This is a genomic window from Synechococcus sp. R3-13 (assembly GCF_047462195.1).
Taxonomy (GTDB): Bacteria; Cyanobacteriota; Cyanobacteriia; order Thermostichales; family Thermostichaceae; genus Thermostichus.
The window spans coordinates 19,909-36,340 of record NZ_JANSIO010000262.1 but is presented as its reverse complement, the minus strand read 5'-3'; the positions used below and the strand labels follow the sequence as shown (position 1 = coordinate 36,340).

Here is a 16,432-nt window from a genome sequence, read left to right as displayed (position 1 = left end):
TCTATCCTAACATAAGATCAACACGACCTAGGCTACGGACTGAGTTCCTAAGCAGTAGCAGCGAAGTGAGGACAGCCAGCACCCTTCTAGAAGCTGTAGTCCGAATCTACGATCACAGCACAACCACTGGGGTGGAGACAGCTAGCCATGATCACCTTGACAGAAAAGTTGCCCTCGTAGGGCGCCTGCACGATGGGGAAATCGTCCAACAGTTCGTCTGCAGCCACCACCTGACCGCTGGCATCGTAAAGCACCAGATCCACATCGAAGCAATCCTGGTCGCACTGCGCCCAGATGTTTTCACCTCGGTAGAAATAGCCTGTAACTACGGTCGATTGTCCATTAAGAAGCCACAAACTACGGCTCTGAGCCCAGGCGGCAGCGCCCCCGATAACTGTGGCCGCTCCTATTAAGCTTGCCACCAACCAGCCCCGCACCGAAGCCATAAGACTGCCCTCCTACTGAAAAACGGAGAAAGAATAGATTTTCTACAGGGATCCACCTCAACGCCCACACTCTAGCACCCAGATCCGTTTCTCCCGAATGATTCAGATCACGTTAAGGATCTTAAGAATCCCATGCTGAAAATCGCGAAAAAGAGTTACAAAAAAAGGGATCCCGAGTAGAGCAGGGATCCCTTAATTCTGATTGACAATCCGGCGCAGCTGGCTCATCGGTTGAGCCGACTTCTCATTGCGGCAAATTCAGTTCCCCCCTTCGCCCTAAGGGATCCGTCAAAACACTGCCGGCGGGGCCTTTGATTTGAATGGTGCAGCGGCTGCCGGACACTTCAATAACGTTGTAGTTGGGCACCGCCAGCTCCAAAAAGCGCAGGTTGCCTGTGGTTACCCCTGGGATCCCGCTCACTTGCGGATTGGTCGGGTTCACCGGTGCCAAAAAGCCGTTCACAATCCGGTAATACAGGCGGCTGGCATTGGGGATCCCCAGTTGATTGCTCAGCTCGTCAATGCTCAGGGCCGTAACGCTCCGCCCGGTGGGGCCAGTCCACACTTCCCAGATGGGGTTGCTGCTGCCGGGGTTGACCTGTCCGATGAAGCCGGCATGGTTGTTGCCGGTCAAGAACACCACGTTGCGGATGTTGTTGCTCTCGATAAAGTCAATGACTTCCTGCCGCTCCAGCCAGTAGCCTTCCCAAACATCGTTGGAGCGGAAATAGGTCACCGTGATGGGAAACTCGCTGACGATGAACTTGTAGGTGGCGGTGGAGTTGCGCAGGCCGTTGAACAGCCACTGCTTCTGCGGATTGCCCAAGAGGGTACGGGGCGTGCGGCGCAGCAGGTTAAACAGGGCTTGTTCGGATCCCGGCGGGCCAAAGAAGAGGGTCTCTTGTTCGGGCGTGAGGCGAATGCCGGCCAGCTCCAAAAAACGCTGACGGGTCAGGCCGGGGGGCAAAATGGGCAAAATGGGGGTGACCGCCGCCAAATCCCGGTACTGGCGCAGATCCAGGATAAGGACTTCGGCATTGGCCCCGTAGCGGAAGCTGCGAAACAGCCGATCCCGGCTATCCACACCGGCCACATCTGTCAGGTTGGGGGTAATGGGGTTGTATTCAAAAAAGGCTTGGTAGCCGAGCACCTTGAGATCTTCCACATCGCGGGTTTGCCCGGTGGTGTCGTTGAGCTGAGTGGCCCGGCCACCGCGGGCCTTCTGGCCACTGTAGTTGTCAATCACCTCATGATCGTCCCAGTTGACAACAAAGGAAGTCCGGCCAAACAGTTGCGCGAACTCCCGCCCGGCATAGTTGGGATCGCGCTGATCCCGATAGAGGCTGCGGTAGAACTCCAGATTGCCGATGGGATCTAACCCCAGCCAGAAGCGATCGGCGTAGACGGTATCGCCGTTAAAGGAAATGAAATCGATGTCGCCGCGGCTAACTTCTGCCAACATGGCTGCCCCAATAGGAAAGGGGGGCTCGTTGGCGCAGCTAATGTGCAGAAAACGAACAGGCCGCCCATCCCCAGGAGCCGGCAGGGTGCGGAACTGTCCCACGGGACTGGTGAAGCCTTCGCTGACAAAACGGTAGAAATGGCGTTGCGCTGGCCTTAGCCCAGTGACGACGGCGCGGGCAATGTAGTCGCCCGGTTCGGTGCGGTAGTTGCGACCCGCCACACGGCGAGCGGTGAGGGGAACTTGTTGCAGGATGGGATTGAACTCGGAATTCTCGGCCACCTGCAACGTCACCGCAACCGTATCTGTCGCGCTGGCCGGGATCACCCGCGTGGAAAGCACCGCCCCTTCCGAGGTGGGATCCCCGGCAAATACCCCTTGGGGAAATCCAGGCTCTCCCAGGGGGGGAATGGAGGAACTGGAGGTGCCTCCACAGGCAGCCAGGGCGGCTGCCCCACCTCCAAACATAAGCAGTTGCAGGAAAAAGCGACGGGAACGCAGGGAACTCATGAGACCCACCTCAGGGACGCAGGCAAATGTAAAGGGATCCGCAACAAAGGCCAATCGCCTTTTTAGTCAAGCACTTTTGCCCCCAAGCTGAGGTTGTGGGCAGGTGAAGGCTGGGTTAGGGTTGGTTTAACGGCTCTGACCCCTGCGCCCAGGTTCCCCACGGCCTTTTCACAGAGCTTGCTGAGAAGGCTAAAATTTCATTACAGTTTTTCCTGCTTTTGCCCCATTTTTGCGGTTTTGCGTTCCTTAGACTTCTTGTTGACCCTGCCGAAGGAGGGATCGTCGTGGCTACGGAGACTCTGGTCAAGCCTTCTGTAACCCCGAAGCACATGCCCATGTACCGGGTGTTGCTGCACAACGACGATGTCAACACCATGGAGTACGTGGTTCAGGTGCTGGTCAAGGTGATCCCATCCATGATGCCGCCGCAAGCCACTGAGATCATGCTGGAAGCCCACCACAACGGCGTTGCTGTGGTGATCGTGGTGCCGCGGGAGCATGCGGAGTTTTACTGCGAACAGTTGCGGCAACATGGCCTGACCAGTTCCATTGAGCCGGAACGCTAGGCGGGGCGGGTTGGATGGGCCTGCCGATCTCCAAGCTGAGGGCTTGTCCATTTCTGCTGCGTCTGCTGCTTTTCTTGGCGATCCCGCTCTTGGCCTGGCTGCCGTTGCTCGGGCTGGGGAGTTGGCTTCTTCCTGAACGACGGGAGTACCTGTGGCTGCTCCTATATGCCCTGCTGCTAGCCTGGCTATGGGTGTGGGGATCCGGGTTTGCCGCCTATGGACTGGATGGCAGTTGGCCTTGCCGAGGCGGGATCCTGTGGGGCCTGGGGATCGGGGTCGGGGGGCTTTTCTTGCTTTTGGGCCTGGAGGGATCCCTGGGTTGGCTGAGTTGGAGGGCGGTAGGAGGGGGATCCCTGCTGGTCTATGGGTTGCTGGGGTTGCTTTTGGGCTTGGGGGTGGCGCTGGCGGAGGAGCTGTTTTTTCGCGGCTGGCTGCTGCAGGAGATGGCGCTAGATTACGGCCGCGCCGGGGCGCAGTGGGGATCCAGCTTCCTCTTTGCTGTGGCCCATTTCCTGAAGCCTTTGCCTGAGATTCTCGCCACCTGGCCGCAATTTCCCGGACTGTGGCTGATGGGGCTGCTGCTGGTGCAGGCGAGGGTCTGGAACCAAAACAAGCTGGGCCTTAGCCTAGGGCTGCACGCGGGTTGGGTATGGGGCATGGCCTGGGTCAACAACTTGGCCTGGATAGACTACACCGGCAGGGCGCCAGCGTGGCTAACGGGGATTGGTGGCAACCCCTTGGCGGGCCTGATGGGCTTGCTTTTTCTAGGAGGGACTTTCGCATTTCTCAACGGCCTGGCTCAAGCTGGCTGGCTACCGGCAGACCTGGAAAAGCGTTGATTGAGCTGATCGATAAAGAATAACCTACTCTCCCCAAGGCCCTTCCTCGTAGTAGGCGGTCACCTGCTCCTTGGGCGGCTGGGTAAGCAAGCTTACGCCAATTAACACCCCACTGCCGATCACCACTGCCGGGATTACGGGTAACCAGCCCCCTGTCCAAGCCCGCGGCAACAGACCCGACAGCCAACCTAAAGTCAGGCCACTGGAGACCAAGGCTCCTGCTACAGCCCCAGCGCGGGTAGCCCGCTTCCAGTACAGACCGGCTATCAGGATTGGGAACAGCATGGCATTTCCCTGAAAGCTCCAGGTGGCGATCTCCACAATCAGCCCCGGCGGGTTAAGGGCAATGGCAAAAGAGGCCAAACCGATCCCCAGCACCACCCAGCGTCCCAATTGTTCTTCTTGGTGGGGGGAAAGCTGGCGTCTAAAGAGGGTCACTACCAGATCCCGCGTTACCAACGAGCTGGCCGTAAGGAGCTGTGAGTCTGCCGTGGACATGAGGGCGGCCAGAGCTGCTGTAATCACCACCGCTGCCACACCGCCGGGCAGAGTTTGCAACATCAGGGGCATGATCTGGTCCGCTTTCTCCAGGCCGGGAAAAGCCAGGCGGCCCCAAACCCCAAGAAGAGCTGCCGGGAAAAAGACCAGCAGAATCAGCAGCGGCCAGACTACCATCAGGGTCTAGAAGGGCCGGGCACTTTTGGCCATGTAGAAGCGCTGGAAAAATTGCGGGAAAAGGGGCGTGGCCATGAAAAACAGCAACTGGTTGCCAAATAGCCCCTGCCAGCTCCAGCGCCCATTGGGGCCGGGCAAGCTCAGCCAGGGATCCAGTTCGCTACCCGCTTCTCTCCCTAGGGAGAAAGCCACTGCAACAAAGGCCACCCCCATCCCCAGAATCAAGATGATCCCCTGCACCACGTCCGTCCAGACCACCGCCTGGGATCCGCCAAAGAGCACATACCCCAAGATCACCAGCGCCACCACCACCGCCAAGGGCCAGTAGGGGATCCCCTCCCCCAACACCGCCGCTAGGGTGCGGGCTCCGCCAATGATCTGGATGCTGATGTAGGGGGCGGTAAACGTCAGGGCGCTAACGCAGTAGAGTAGAGCCAAAAGAGGGCTGTTGAAGCGGTGGCCGAAAAACTCGGAAGGGGTGATGAAGCCAAAGTGTTGGGCTGCTAGCCATACCCGGTAGCCCACCCACAAAAACAGCCCCGAAATGAAGGCGGTGGTCACTCCCACCCCCAGGAAGATCCCTAGGCCGTGGGTATAGGCATCTGCCGGCACCCCAATGAAGGTAAAGGCACTGAGCAGCGTCGCCAGCGTCGTCAAGGTTAGAGCCAGGGATCCCAACCCCCGCCCTGCCAAAAAATAGCTCACCGGATCCTGGCCGCTGTGGCGATAGCTCCAGAAGCCAATGGCCGCCAGCAGCAGCAAGTATGCCCCCACCACACCCAGACTCAAAACCGTGTTACTCATCTCCGCCTCTCGGCCAGCAAACGCGCACAATGTAGAAGTTAAGAGGTACCAACAGCAGGACAGCCAATCCCGCCAGCCAATACCAGGCCGGGATCCCCAAAAACTGGGGCTGGGCCGAGCGGGATCCCACCCAGGTCAACAGCCACAGCAGGAGATAGGCCCCCCACACCCAAGCTTGGCGCATCCGCCCAAACCGCAGCTGCCTTGATCCTTGAGGGTTACCGGCGGGATCCAACCCTGACATCTACCCATCTCCTGCTTTTTTGCCAAGCGTTCCTTTTGCCAATCATTTAAGATACAGCCACTACTGCGCAGAGCTAAATTGTCTTTTCCCCTTTCCCCTTCAGATCCTGTTGGCAAGAGGGAGCCTTCCCGTGGGCCAGGCCATGAAGAACGGGAGCGGCCCTACTGGCTAGCTTGGGCCCGCATCAAAGGGATTGGCCCCCACCGGCTCAAGCGGCTGGCGGAGTTTTTTGGATCCCTGGAGCGGGCTTGGCAAGCGGATGCCCCGGCCCTGCGGCAGGTGGAAGGCATTGGCCCCACCCTGGCCCAGGCTATTGTCTCTGCCCGTCCTGGCCTTGATCCCGAGCAGATCCTGGAGGAAACCCTCAAAGCGGGGATCCCCTTTCTCACGCCTGCAGATCCGGACTATCCGCCGCTGCTGTGGGAGGTGCCAGATCCCCCGCCCATTCTCTATGCCCTAGGAGAATGTCCCAATTGGCAACAGCCGGCTATTGCCATTGTCGGCACCCGCGCCCCTACGGCCTACGGTCGACAGTGGACCCAGAAAGTCAGCGCTGCCCTGGCGGAAGCTGGCTGTGTGGTGGTCTCGGGGCTGGCAACGGGGATCGACGGCATTGCCCACCAGGCCTGTCTGGATGCCGGCGGCAAGACGGTGGCCGTGGTGGGAACGGGGGTGGACAAAGTTTACCCAGCTCACCATCAAGCTCTCTACCGGCGCATCCTGGCCCAAGGGGCCATCCTCAGCGAATATCCCCCCGGCACGCCACCGGCCAAGGAGCATTTTCCCCAGCGCAACCGCATCATTGCCGGCCTCTGCCGCGCCACTTTGGTGATGGAGGCTCCGGAAACCTCGGGAGCGCTAATTACTGCTCACCTGGCCAACCACTACGGTCGGGAAGTGTATGCCCTGCCGGGGAACATCGACACGGCAGCAGCCCGCGGCTGCCTGCAGCTCATCCGCGACGGCGCCGGCATGATCCTGGGGATCGAGGAGCTGTTGAAAGACTTGGGCCTCCTCCAGGGATCCCCTGTGCTAAAGCAGCCCTCGTCCACTGGCCCCAGCGATCCCCAACAGCAACTGCTCTGGCAGCTGCTAGGAGAGGGCATCCTCAGCCTCGATGCCCTGGCCCAGGCTAGCCAGATGGATATTGCCACCCTTTCCAGTACCCTGCTGCTTATGGAATTGGAAGGCTGGCTGGTACAACTGCCGGGGATGCGCTACCAGCGGGCTCGCTGAGGCTGGATCCCTGCACTGCCTCTCCTGTGGGAGCGCGGCAAGTGGGATCCTCGTGGCGGGGATTGTTCACATGGGTGCTGACCGGATAAGCCACCATGGCCTCTGCCGGGTAGGGGCGAAGCAGGGGCAACAGCAGCTTGGGATCCTGCACCTGGGGATCCAGCCAAAGGTCGTAGTCGTTTTCCGTCAAAATCACGGGCATCCGCTCGTGAAAAAGCCGCATCAGGCGGTTGGCAGCGGTGTTGAGGATGGCACAGGTTTCCACCTCCACTCCCTCTGGGCTGCGCCAGCGTTCCCAAATCCCGGCAAAGGCAAATACCGGTCGATCCACCAGGTGAAACCAGTAGGGTTGTCTGCCCTTCTTGCCTGTACCCTGGTCGGCCCACTCGTAGAAGCCATCTGCCGGGATCAAGCAGCGACGACGGCGGAAAGCTTCGCGGAAAGAAGGCTTCTCGGCCACCGTTTCAGAACGAGCATTGATCAACCCGGCCTTGGCGGCTTGGCTCCAAGCGGGGATCAGGCCCCAGCGAAAATGGGTTGCCTCGCGCTGAAGGGATCCCGCCACCACCGCCAGCACCGGCTGAGAAGGAGCGATGTTATACCGGGGGACAGCTGCCCTTTCTTGGGCTGCCGCCGGCAAGCCGAAATGCTGCATCAGCACTTCTGGGGCCACTGCCAGGCTAAACCGTCCACACATGTTTGTCCCCCAGTCGCTCACCCCAAATGGCCTGCCGACAGGATCCCCTAAACCTTGGCGGAAATGCCCAGCAACTGCAGGATCCCGCGCAGGGGAATCTCCACCCACTCGGGGCGGTGGTTCAACTCATAGCCCAGCTCGTAAATGGCTTTTTCCAGCAGATAGGCGTCCAACAACACCTCTATCTCTTGCAGGCTGCGGGGCAAAAAAGCCGCTTGGGAAGCCACCTGCAGATATTCGGCCAAAAAGCCCGCGCAGACCCAGCGGTGCCAAAACTGGGCCCACCGCATCATGTCGGGGCAGTGGTCGGCGCAGACCAAGCCGCTCTCCAGTTGCTGGCGCAAAGCTGTGTGGACAGCATAGTGGAAGGATCGCAGCATCCCCGCCACATCCCGTAAGGGGCAACGCTTGAGACGCCGTTCGCCCAAAGAGCGGGCCGGCTCCCCTTCAAAGTCGATGATGACAAAGTCTTTGCCGGTAAACAGCACCTGGCCCAGGTGATAATCCCCGTGGCAGCGGGTACGCAGGGCGGTGATCTTCCGCTCTAGGATCAGGCGGAAGCGGCTCATGATTTCCCCTTCTTGGTCGCAAACAGCCCGAGCCAGGTTGGCCTCTGCCTCCGGCAGCTTGGGGATCTGCTTATAAGGACTCCGTCCCGCTGACGCGAACAGCAGCGGAAACACCTGCCCCACCAAGTTGCGCATCGATTGATAGATGGAGCGCTGGTACAGGCTGGAGAAAGGCTCTGGGGCAAAGTCTTTGTTCTCCGTAAAGGACTCCGTCCCGCTGACGCGAGCGGCAGCCAGGGCGATGTGCAGCTCGGCGGTGCGCTTGGCCAGGATCCGCACCGATTCCAGGTAGCTGCCGATGGTGGCATAGGCCAGCTCCGGCAAGGGCTGTTGGGAAAGCTCCAAGAAGGATCCCTGCGGCACGGGCACGGGATCCACCTCTTGGTAGTGAACCAGCACCGCCTCAAAAAATTGCCCCAGGCTGTCCAGGGTGTAGTGCCAGGCATCTCCCTCGTTGGGGATGTACTCCTGCAAAATGGCCAGGGTAATGGGCTGATCGGCGGGATCAAACCCACGGGCCCCGCGACGACGGCGATACTCCAGGGATCCCAGCAGCCGCGGCACCCGCACTTGGGGATGGTGCTCCAGCAGGTAGCGGCCTATCTCCAGCTCTGGGTTTACCCCCTCGGCCACCCGGTGGTAGAGCTTGAGGAGGTAGTGGTTGCCATAGACAACGGAGGTGTAGCTCTGCTCCGCCTTGAGGAGGCGGGGTTCCAGGTCATGCTCAAGGGCAGCAAAGCTAGTGGCCCAGAGCTCTCCCTGACGGTGACGCAGGCGGCCCTGCTGGGCAATTAGCTGCAGCAGCCGCAGCAAGAAGCTTTTGTCAGCCAGAGCGTTGAAAATTACTCCCGCCGGCCCTCCGGCCACTTGCACAGGGAGGATGACCGCCTGGGGCATCTCTAGGCGCAGGTGTACGGCTGCTTCTTGGGTGGCATAGCCCACAGGGAGAGAGTAGAGCTGCGTATCGCCCTCGATAAACTCGGCCTGGAGAAGCAAGATCTGGCTGCCCAGCAAGGACTCCTCTTCTCGGCGGCAGGGGATAGCCTGCAGGATATGGATCGCCTGGAGCTGGCGGTTTTGGGAGCCAAACCAACGACAGCGGTAGAGGTAGTCCGCCAAGACTGCCTCCAGCTGCTTTTGGCTTTCCCCTTGCAAGAGACTGTCCCAACTACCACTTTGAACAACCAGAGGACTACCACTTTGAACAACCAGAGGGACCAGGCGTTCCTGCTCCTCCGCTTTGCTGGGGCTGAGGTGGATGGTCTCCGTTTGGGGCTCAAGGGAAAACCAGTAAAAGGAATGGGGGCCTAGCGTTAGGAAATAGGGCAGTCGCCCAATAGGGGGAAACTCGGTGTGGCCAAAGATCTCCACCGGGATCAATCCTTCCCACGGCGATAGATCCAGCCCCACCCACTGGGCGTAGCGGGAGAGATTGGCCACCACCAAGATGCGCTCGCCGCGGTAGGCTCGTACAAAGGCAAGCACCTTGCGATTTTCCGGGTGGAGCAGCTCAAAGGAGCCGCGGCCAAAAGCTTGGAATCGCTTGCGCACGGCGATGAGCCGCTTCATGGTCCACCACAGGGAATGGGGGTTGTTTCGCTGCGCCTCCACATTGACAGCTTCGTAGTGGTACTCGGCGTCGATGACGATGGGCAGGTAGAGCTTCTGAGGGTTGGCCCGGGAAAAGCCAGCGTTGCGGTCGGCGCTCCACTGCATGGGGGTGCGCACGCTATTGCGATCCCCCAGGTAGATGTTGTCCCCCATGCCGATCTCGTCCCCGTAGTAGATGACCGGCGTGCCGGGCAGAGAAAACAGCAGGCTGTTCATCAGCTCGATGCGGCGGCGGCTGTTGCCCAGCAGGGGGGCCAAGCGGCGGCGGATCCCCAGGTTCACCCGCGCGTTGGGATCCTTGGCGTACACCTGGTACATGTAGTCCCGCTCCTCGTCAGTGACCATCTCCAGGGTGAGCTCGTCGTGGTTGCGCAGGAAGAGGGCCCACTGGCAGGTTTCAGGAATGGGAGGGGTTTGTTGCAGGATGTCAATGATGGGGAAGCGATCCTCCATCTGGATGGCCATAAACAGCCGTGGCATGAGGGGAAAGTGGAACTCCATGTGGCACTCGTCCCCATCGCCGAAGTAGGCCACAGCATCTTCTGGCCACTGGTTGGCCTCCGCCAGCAGCATGCGGCCAGGATACCTTTGGTCAATGTGTCGGCGCAGAGCCTTGAGAAAGGCATGGGTCTCCGGTAGGCTCTCGCAGGTGGTGCCCTCCCGCTCGTAGAGATAAGGCACCGCGTCCAGCCGCATGCCATCTACCCCCAAGCTCAGCCAAAAGTCCACCACCTCGAACATGGCTTTTTGTACGGCGGGGTTGTCGTAGTTGAGATCTGGCTGGTGGGAGTAAAAGCGGTGCCAGTAGTAGGCCTTGGCCGCTGAATCCCAGGTCCAGTTGGAGGCTTCAAAGTCTTGAAAGATAATGCGGGCCTCTTTGTACTTTTCGGGGGTATCGCTCCAAACGTAAAAGTCCCGCTCGGGGGTGCCGGGGGCAGCTCGTCTGGCCCGCTGAAACCAGGGGTGCTGATCCGAAGTGTGGTTGAGGATGAGCTCAATGATGACGCGGATCCCCCGCTTATGGGCAGCCTCCAGAAAGATCTTGAAGTCCTCTAGGGTGCCCAAGTCAGGGTGAACACTGGTAAAGTCAGAAACGTCGTAGCCGTCATCTTTTAAAGGCGAGGGGAAAAACGGCAGCAGCCAGACGGCTGTAATCCCCAGTTCTTGCAAGTAGTCCAGCTTTTCGGTCAGGCCCTGGAAGTCGCCCACGCCATCGCCGTCGCTGTCGAAAAAGGCCCGTACCGGCAGCTCGTAGATGATTGCATCTTTGTACCAAAGGGGGTCGTGGATGAGGGGGGAGATGAGGCTGCGCAGAGGGGCTCGGATCATCATGTCGGTCATGTTGGCAACAGAGACAGGATTGGGACGCCTTGGCAACCCTAGCCGTTGAATGGGGATCCCCATCAATAGGCTACAGCCTTCTCTTGGGTGCCAGGGATCCCCGGCGTCGGTTCAGGCAATGCCACTCCGCTTCTGGGCTTCCTTGCGAGAGACGGCCACGTGGCGCAGGCCGGTGCGGATCAGCTCCTGCTCGATCAAGGCAAAAAACCGCTGCCGATCCCCGCTTCTCACCACCGCCAAATGATGGGCTTCCGCCAAGGCGATGGGGTAGCCAAAGCCCTTGTGCACTTGGCTCAGCACCCCTGCCAGAGCCCGCTGCAGCAACTCCGCATCCTGGACCACCCAAGCGGGAAACTCCAGGCGAGCAATTTCGGCTTGGCCCAGGGATCCCTCGCCAACATTGAGGTAACAACAGTGGACGTGGTGTTCCCCGAAGGCGTCCAACACGCTGGCGCCGCTGCGCCAAAGGGGGCTGCGCTCTCCCGGCTGCAGCAGGGATCCCCAAAAGACGCGGTCTGCCAGGGGGGCGAAGGGATGGCAGGGAGGAGACTTCTCGCCGGGACAGTAGCGGTAGCAGTCACAGCCCAGGTACGGGCACAGCCCCAAGCGCAGGTAGTTGAGGGTTTCGCTGCTGCGGGAGGCGCTGATGTAACCCACGAGAGGAATGCGGGCCGCCCGCAACTGCTCCAAGGTCGCCAGAATGGGATCCAACCAGGGGCGCCGGGCCGACTGGGGCAGAGGCTCCAGTCCCCAAGGGATTAGGGATCCATCCAGGAGCGCCAGCGTGGTGCGGCGACGGGGCACCGACAGGGCCAAACGAGCCAGCTCCTCCAGTTCCGCTTGGGAGCGTCGTAAGGCCAATATCTCTTCCAGCCCCAACGAGGACTCCGTGCCGCTGGTAGGATTGCGTTCACCTGGAGCGCGCTGCGGGCGAGAGTCTCGCCGGTTAAGGGGGGCCCTCGGCAACCCTTCTGCCCGCGGTTCCGAGAGAGGGGAGTCTGAGCGGTTTTGCTGGGCAAGGGGCCCATCTCCATACAGCAGCAGGGGCTGGCTGTCCAGGAGCGGCCACTCCTGGGTGCCGTAGTGGAGAACCACGCGCCCAACATTGATCAGCGAGCAGTAGGCAATCTCGTGGTGACTGGGCAAAATCTGGGATCCATCCGTGGCCACCACCGTGTGTCGCCCCTGCAGAGGCTCGACCTTGGGCAGGGATCCCCAGGCTTCCGGCGGCTCGGCGGGGCTGGCGCAAACAAACGACAGATGGGATCCCCACTCCACCCAGCGGGACTGCCAAACCTGCGGCTCCTGCTGCCAGCGCTCGAAAACTTGCCAGACTTGGCGGAGGCGTTCTTGGCTGGCTTTCGACTCCTGTTGCAGGTGCCGGGTGAACGCAGGAATTTGCCCGCTCAGCTTAACCAGATCCAACATGATGGCCGCATCAGCCCTGCATGGCAATACGGCTGCCAGAAGCGGAAGAAGCCACATCTTGTCCTTCTGAGGAGTTGAGCAGCTCTTCCAGCGGAAACTCCCCGTAGACCTCGCTGCTGTTGTTGGGACTCTCCTGCAGGCGAACCCGATGCAACTGCACCCCCAGCTCCCGCAGGGGCAGAGTCAGCAGCCGCTGGATGTAGAGGGCAATGTTTTCGGCGGTGGGCACCACCTGGGCAAAGTAGGGGATGTCTTTGTTCAAAAAGGTGTGATCCAGAGGCTTCACCACCCACTCGTCGATCACCTGCTGCAAGGCTGCCAAGTCCACGATCATCCCCGTGCGCGGATGGATGGATCCCTTGACGGTAATTTCCAGGCCGTAGTTGTGGCCGTGGCCGTGGGGACGGGCACAGAGGCCGTAAATGGCGCTGTTTTCTTCAAAACTCAGGTGATCCAGAGCCAAACGGTGGGCAGCGCTGAAATGGGTGGCAACCGTCAGGTAGGCTTGCATGGCTTCTCCTCGGTAATCGGCCCAAAGTTCGGGATCCTCGTACAGACGGACGCTGGTCAGGGGCAGAGCCTCGGCCAGGCGTTGCCAAATCGCGTAGGCGATAAACTCGGTGGTGGGCAAGGTTTGGGCAAATTCCGGCCAAGCTTGATTCAGATAGGCAAAGTTGAGATCTTGAATCACCCGCTGCCGGATCACTTGCTTTACATCCGAGAGGTTGAGCACCATCCCGTAGTCATCCACCTCGCCACTCATGCCCACCTCCAGCACGTAGTTGTGGCCGTGGCCGGGAAAACGGGCATTGGGGCCAAAGCGGGCCAAGTTCTCGGCTTCTGAGAGCTCGGGCAACCAGTACCGGTGGCTGGCGGCAAATTGCGCCCGACGGTAGATTGTGCAGGTTCTGGGCATAAATGGAGAGGAGAGTACCTGCCAGGGGATCCACCCTTTCAGCTTGACACACTCCCCGGCCCAGAGGGTGGAAATTCTCAGCGGCCCTCAGCCTACCCTCCCAGTGGTCTTGCCGTCATCTCTGTCCTGCGCCAGGTCAGGCACTTGCCCTGCCGACCGGGTCGGCCTGTGCATACCCTCATTTCCCAGAAAGCATTTCGAGCAAGGTTTTGGCGGCATTGTGTCCTGAGAGCCAAGCCCCCTCTACGCGCCCTCCGGCGCACCAATCGCCGGCACAAACCAAAGGCAATCCCTCAGCGGCGGGAATACGGGTGCTTAGGCTGGCCAATCCCGTGGTTTCCAAAGGCAATGCGTAGCGCCAACGGTGCACCTGCATCCATTGTGGCGAAGCCAGCCAGGGATCCAGCCGTTGGGCCGCGTGGGCCAGCAATTCTCGACCGGCCTTTTCCAGCTCAGGTGGGCTGGCCTCCAGGTACAGAGATGACCACTCCGCCCCCCCATGCAAGACCACCACAGGCGGGAGCGGCTGCAGGCGCTTGCTGCTGTCCAGTCCCAGCCAGGCCAACATTGGATCTTCCAAGCACTTGATCCCCTTCCAGGGCGGTGGCGGTATGTTCTCGGAGTAGCCCGCCAAAACCGCAAGGCAGGGTTGATACTGGGCGGATCCCAGCAGAGACAACAGGTTATCAGCCGGGGGGATCCCTTCGCGGAGCAAAGGCAGCAACTGGGGGGCCGGGATTGTCGCCACCAAGGCAGCAGCCTCGTAGCATTGGCCGTTCTCCGCTTTCAATTGCCAGGTGGTTACCAAAGGTTTGAGGCTGACCACACGAGTTTGGGTGTGTACCGACAGCGGGGCAGCCAGGTGTTTGGCCAGCGTCGTCATGCCCTGAGGGCAGACATAGCGCGGTTTTTCATCGTTGGGATCCTCCGGGCGCAGCCCTTCTCGATCCAGCACATGCAGCGAGCGTGTCCATTCCGTCAGCAGCCCCAGGCCCAGCAGCTCCTTCACCCAGCGATGAAAGCCATCCGAGTCGGCGGTCAGGTATTGAGCTCCATGATCCACCGGCACCGTTTGTCCAGCATGTTCAACTCGACGGGTGGCCATGCGCCCGCCCAAGCCTGCCGATTTTTCCAGCACCAGAACCTGGAGCCCTGCCCGCAGCAGTTGCCTTGCACACACCAAGCCGGCCACTCCGGCCCCAATAACAATCACATCAGCGGATTTTGGGCTTGTCCCCTCGGAGGGCGTTACCGCTGCCTGGGTCTCCTCACCTAGCATACTGAGCCTGCCGGCTGTGAGCGGATCCGCACGTTCAGCTCCCCCCTCTGCCAAAGGGGTTGTTGCCTCTTTCGCCGAAGAGCTTGGCCTCCCCCTTGATGGCAGCCTTGATGATGTTGTAAGCAGCCCAGGCAACCACCAAAACAATGGGCGACAAAACGATCAGCGGACGAAGATCAATGTCCATGGTTTTCATCCCCCCCTAACATAGATTTACCGACTGCTCGGAACAAGAGCCTCCAGGGTTGGCAACTGCCGGAATCCCGATAGGGTGAAACCATTTTCGACTCTGGATCCCGCACAAGCTGAGGTGCAACTCTGGAAAGATGGCTAAGTCCAGAATAAACCTAAATGGGGATCCCTACCGGACAGACTTTGCCCCATCTGGACTGCTGAGGCGGGAGCCAACAGGCCCACACCGAGAATCGCGTCCAGAACTAGCGTACCCAGCAGGGGCGTACAATCGACCCCGATCAACCGCTAACTGCCGCCAAAGCCAGCAACCGAGCCAGTTTGATATTGCTGCCCATGAGAGGATCCCTGTTTTGGGGAGTTCCCCGGAGCCCATCTTGGCGCCCCTCTGCCTTTCCGAGGGTTTCTAAGCTGTTTCTAGACCATTTCTAGACTGCGGTGTTCAGTCTAGGGTGAGATGCCTGGGCCATTGAGGAAAGCCTTTGGCCGAGTGCATTACTGTTCCGCAACGCCGACGCGACCAACGTTTTAGGTGTGGGTGCAGTGTCCTAGTTTGAATCGAAACGACCATAAAACACCGGCTCAACTTCTGCCAAGGCGGCTTCCGGCCCCACCAGAGCAATGGCCGAGTTGGTCAGGTAGGTTTTTGCGGCTTGATGGAGCTGCTCTGGGGTGAGTTGCCTGACCCTCTGCAAATACTGCCGGTCAAACTCCATGCCCAAGCCCAAAATCTCGTACCAGCCCGCCAGTTGAGCCACCTGGGCATTGGTTTGTTTGCTGAGGGCGTATTGGCCCAGAAGTTTGCGCTGCGCCATTTCCACCTCTGCCAGGTCGAGCGGATTGGCCTGCAGACGGTGGATTTCTGCTTGTAGGCGTTCCAGAGCCACCTGGGTGTTCTCTGCTGCAGTGCCCATGTAAACCCCAAAAGGGGCGGGATCCCGGCGGGTGGCAAAAAAAGCCGAGACCTCATAGGCCAGGCCACAGCGCTCCCGCAGTTCCACAAACAGACGGCTGGATAGACCGCTGCCCAAGTAGGTGGCCAGCAACTTCAGGGCCGGATAATCCGCAGAAGCAGCAGGGGATCCGCGAAACCCAATCAAGATTGTTGTCTGCTGAGTGGGCTGGGGCAACCTCAGCAGTTGGGGATCCCTCAGAGGGGGCAGGGGAACATCCCGATCCTCTGGAGAGGGGCCGGGAACAACCCAGTCTCCCAAAGCCGCTTCCACCTGGGCAGCCATCTGCTCCGGCGGCTCTGGGCCGATCACCACCATCACCATTCCATTGGGACGACAGTAGGCCGCGTGATAGGCTACCAAATCCTCGCGGGTCAGGGATCCCACCGTTTCCAGCCGTCCCAACCCCGGCAGAGCGTAGGGATGATCCCCATAGAGGGCTTGTTGCACCTGCTCGAAAGCCAAGCTGAAGGGCCGTTCCTGTTGGGCGCGGATGGCCTGCAGCATCAACGCCTGCTCTCGCGCCACCTCCTCTTCAGGAAAACTGGGATCCCGTAATATCTCCGCCAGCAAATCCAGCAACTCCGGGAAATCGGCAGCCACACAGCGCAGGCTCACCTCGAAATAGTCGGCAGAACTGTCCACCGATAGCGAGGCTCCCAGC

At 60.2% G+C, this 16,432-nt stretch carries 15 protein-coding genes; 3 read left to right on the top strand and 12 right to left on the bottom strand.

The window, feature by feature from the left end; genetic code table 11:
* Window positions 1–86: 86 nt before the first annotated feature.
* Both NW856_RS08230 and NW856_RS08225 read right to left on the bottom strand, forming a co-directional pair.
* Complete coding sequence (locus tag NW856_RS08230; protein ID WP_099812809.1) at window positions 87–446, bottom strand: hypothetical protein; 360 nt, start codon at window positions 444–446, stop codon at window positions 87–89.
* A 244-nt stretch (window positions 447–690) separates the two neighbouring features.
* Window positions 691–2,418 carry an alkaline phosphatase D family protein gene (locus NW856_RS08225; protein ID WP_414399793.1) on the bottom strand — a complete coding sequence of 576 codons (1,728 nt, stop codon included), beginning with the start codon at window positions 2,416–2,418 and terminating at the stop codon, window positions 691–693.
* A gap of 284 nt (window positions 2,419–2,702) precedes the next feature.
* On the opposite strand from NW856_RS08225, the gene clpS reads away from it, so the two are divergent.
* Complete coding sequence (gene clpS / locus NW856_RS08220) at window positions 2,703–2,984, top strand: ATP-dependent Clp protease adapter ClpS (RefSeq protein WP_414399792.1); 282 nt, start codon at window positions 2,703–2,705, stop codon at window positions 2,982–2,984.
* Between the two features lie 14 nt (window positions 2,985–2,998).
* Window positions 2,999–3,823, top strand: a complete 825-nt coding sequence (locus NW856_RS08215; RefSeq protein ID WP_414399791.1) for a lysostaphin resistance A-like protein — start codon at window positions 2,999–3,001, stop codon at window positions 3,821–3,823.
* 24 nt (window positions 3,824–3,847) lie between these two features.
* Here the strand turns inward: NW856_RS08215 and NW856_RS08210 are convergent, their stop codons facing one another.
* Genes NW856_RS08210 through NW856_RS08200 form a run of 3 tightly spaced genes read right to left on the bottom strand, consistent with a single transcriptional unit; the run spans window position 3,848 to window position 5,486 of the window.
* The gene (locus tag NW856_RS08210) at window positions 3,848–4,498 is read right to left on the bottom strand and encodes a sodium:solute symporter family transporter (RefSeq protein ID WP_414399790.1); all 651 of its coding nucleotides are present in this window, start codon (window positions 4,496–4,498) and stop codon (window positions 3,848–3,850) included.
* A 6-nt stretch (window positions 4,499–4,504) separates the two neighbouring features.
* Complete coding sequence (locus tag NW856_RS08205; protein WP_414399789.1) at window positions 4,505–5,302, bottom strand: sodium:solute symporter family transporter; 798 nt, start codon at window positions 5,300–5,302, stop codon at window positions 4,505–4,507.
* The gene (locus NW856_RS08200; protein WP_414399788.1) at window positions 5,295–5,486 is read right to left on the bottom strand and encodes a hypothetical protein; all 192 of its coding nucleotides are present in this window, start codon (window positions 5,484–5,486) and stop codon (window positions 5,295–5,297) included. Before NW856_RS08200 ends, NW856_RS08205 begins: the two co-directional genes overlap by 8 nt.
* A gap of 138 nt (window positions 5,487–5,624) precedes the next feature.
* Between NW856_RS08200 and dprA the strand changes: the two genes are divergently transcribed.
* Entirely contained in the window at window positions 5,625–6,782 is a 1,158-nt protein-coding gene (dprA, locus tag NW856_RS08195; RefSeq protein ID WP_011432322.1) for a DNA-processing protein DprA, read from the top strand.
* Here the strand turns inward: dprA and NW856_RS08190 are convergent.
* The 7 genes from NW856_RS08190 to NW856_RS08160 all read right to left on the bottom strand — a co-directional run.
* The gene (locus tag NW856_RS08190; RefSeq protein WP_414399787.1) at window positions 6,721–7,479 is read right to left on the bottom strand and encodes an SOS response-associated peptidase; all 759 of its coding nucleotides are present in this window, start codon (window positions 7,477–7,479) and stop codon (window positions 6,721–6,723) included. The genes dprA and NW856_RS08190 overlap by 62 nt on opposite strands.
* Window positions 7,480–7,526: 47 nt before the next feature.
* Window positions 7,527–11,000, bottom strand: a complete 3,474-nt coding sequence (treS, locus tag NW856_RS08185; protein WP_414399786.1) for a maltose alpha-D-glucosyltransferase — start codon at window positions 10,998–11,000, stop codon at window positions 7,527–7,529.
* 111 nt (window positions 11,001–11,111) lie between these two features.
* Window positions 11,112–12,428: a DNA double-strand break repair nuclease NurA gene (locus NW856_RS08180; protein ID WP_414399785.1), complete on the bottom strand. Its 1,317-nt coding sequence runs from the start codon at window positions 12,426–12,428 to the stop codon at window positions 11,112–11,114.
* 10 nt (window positions 12,429–12,438) lie between these two features.
* Window positions 12,439–13,344, bottom strand: a complete 906-nt coding sequence (locus NW856_RS08175; RefSeq protein WP_414399784.1) for a 6-carboxytetrahydropterin synthase — start codon at window positions 13,342–13,344, stop codon at window positions 12,439–12,441.
* 178 nt (window positions 13,345–13,522) lie between these two features.
* Window positions 13,523–14,623, bottom strand: coding sequence for an NAD(P)/FAD-dependent oxidoreductase (locus NW856_RS08170; RefSeq protein ID WP_414399783.1), 1,101 nt, complete (start codon window positions 14,621–14,623; stop codon window positions 13,523–13,525).
* Between the two features lie 34 nt (window positions 14,624–14,657).
* Window positions 14,658–14,810, bottom strand: coding sequence for a photosystem II protein Y (locus tag NW856_RS08165; RefSeq protein ID WP_414330801.1), 153 nt, complete (start codon window positions 14,808–14,810; stop codon window positions 14,658–14,660).
* A gap of 553 nt (window positions 14,811–15,363) precedes the next feature.
* On the bottom strand, window positions 15,364–16,432 hold a 1,069-nt coding region (locus NW856_RS08160; protein WP_414399782.1), incomplete at its 5' end, for a M16 family metallopeptidase.

Coding starts and splice junctions, on each gene's coding strand:
- NW856_RS08175 (WP_414399784.1), bottom strand. CDS start 13,344: ATGCCCAGAACCTGCACAATCTACCGTCGGGCGCAATTTGCCGCCAGC.
- NW856_RS08170 (WP_414399783.1), bottom strand. CDS start 14,623: ATGCTAGGTGAGGAGACCCAGGCAGCGGTAACGCCCTCCGAGGGGACA.
- NW856_RS08190 (WP_414399787.1), bottom strand. CDS start 7,479: ATGTGTGGACGGTTTAGCCTGGCAGTGGCCCCAGAAGTGCTGATGCAG.
- NW856_RS08205 (WP_414399789.1), bottom strand. CDS start 5,302: ATGAGTAACACGGTTTTGAGTCTGGGTGTGGTGGGGGCATACTTGCTG.
- NW856_RS08180 (WP_414399785.1), bottom strand. CDS start 12,428: ATGTTGGATCTGGTTAAGCTGAGCGGGCAAATTCCTGCGTTCACCCGG.
- NW856_RS08210 (WP_414399790.1), bottom strand. CDS start 4,498: ATGGTAGTCTGGCCGCTGCTGATTCTGCTGGTCTTTTTCCCGGCAGCT.
- NW856_RS08215 (WP_414399791.1), top strand. CDS start 2,999: ATGGGCCTGCCGATCTCCAAGCTGAGGGCTTGTCCATTTCTGCTGCGT.
- NW856_RS08165 (WP_414330801.1), bottom strand. CDS start 14,810: ATGGACATTGATCTTCGTCCGCTGATCGTTTTGTCGCCCATTGTTTTG.
- NW856_RS08230 (WP_099812809.1), bottom strand. CDS start 446: ATGGCTTCGGTGCGGGGCTGGTTGGTGGCAAGCTTAATAGGAGCGGCC.
- treS (WP_414399786.1), bottom strand. CDS start 11,000: ATGACCGACATGATGATCCGAGCCCCTCTGCGCAGCCTCATCTCCCCC.
- NW856_RS08225 (WP_414399793.1), bottom strand. CDS start 2,418: ATGAGTTCCCTGCGTTCCCGTCGCTTTTTCCTGCAACTGCTTATGTTT.
- NW856_RS08200 (WP_414399788.1), bottom strand. CDS start 5,486: ATGCGCCAAGCTTGGGTGTGGGGGGCCTATCTCCTGCTGTGGCTGTTG.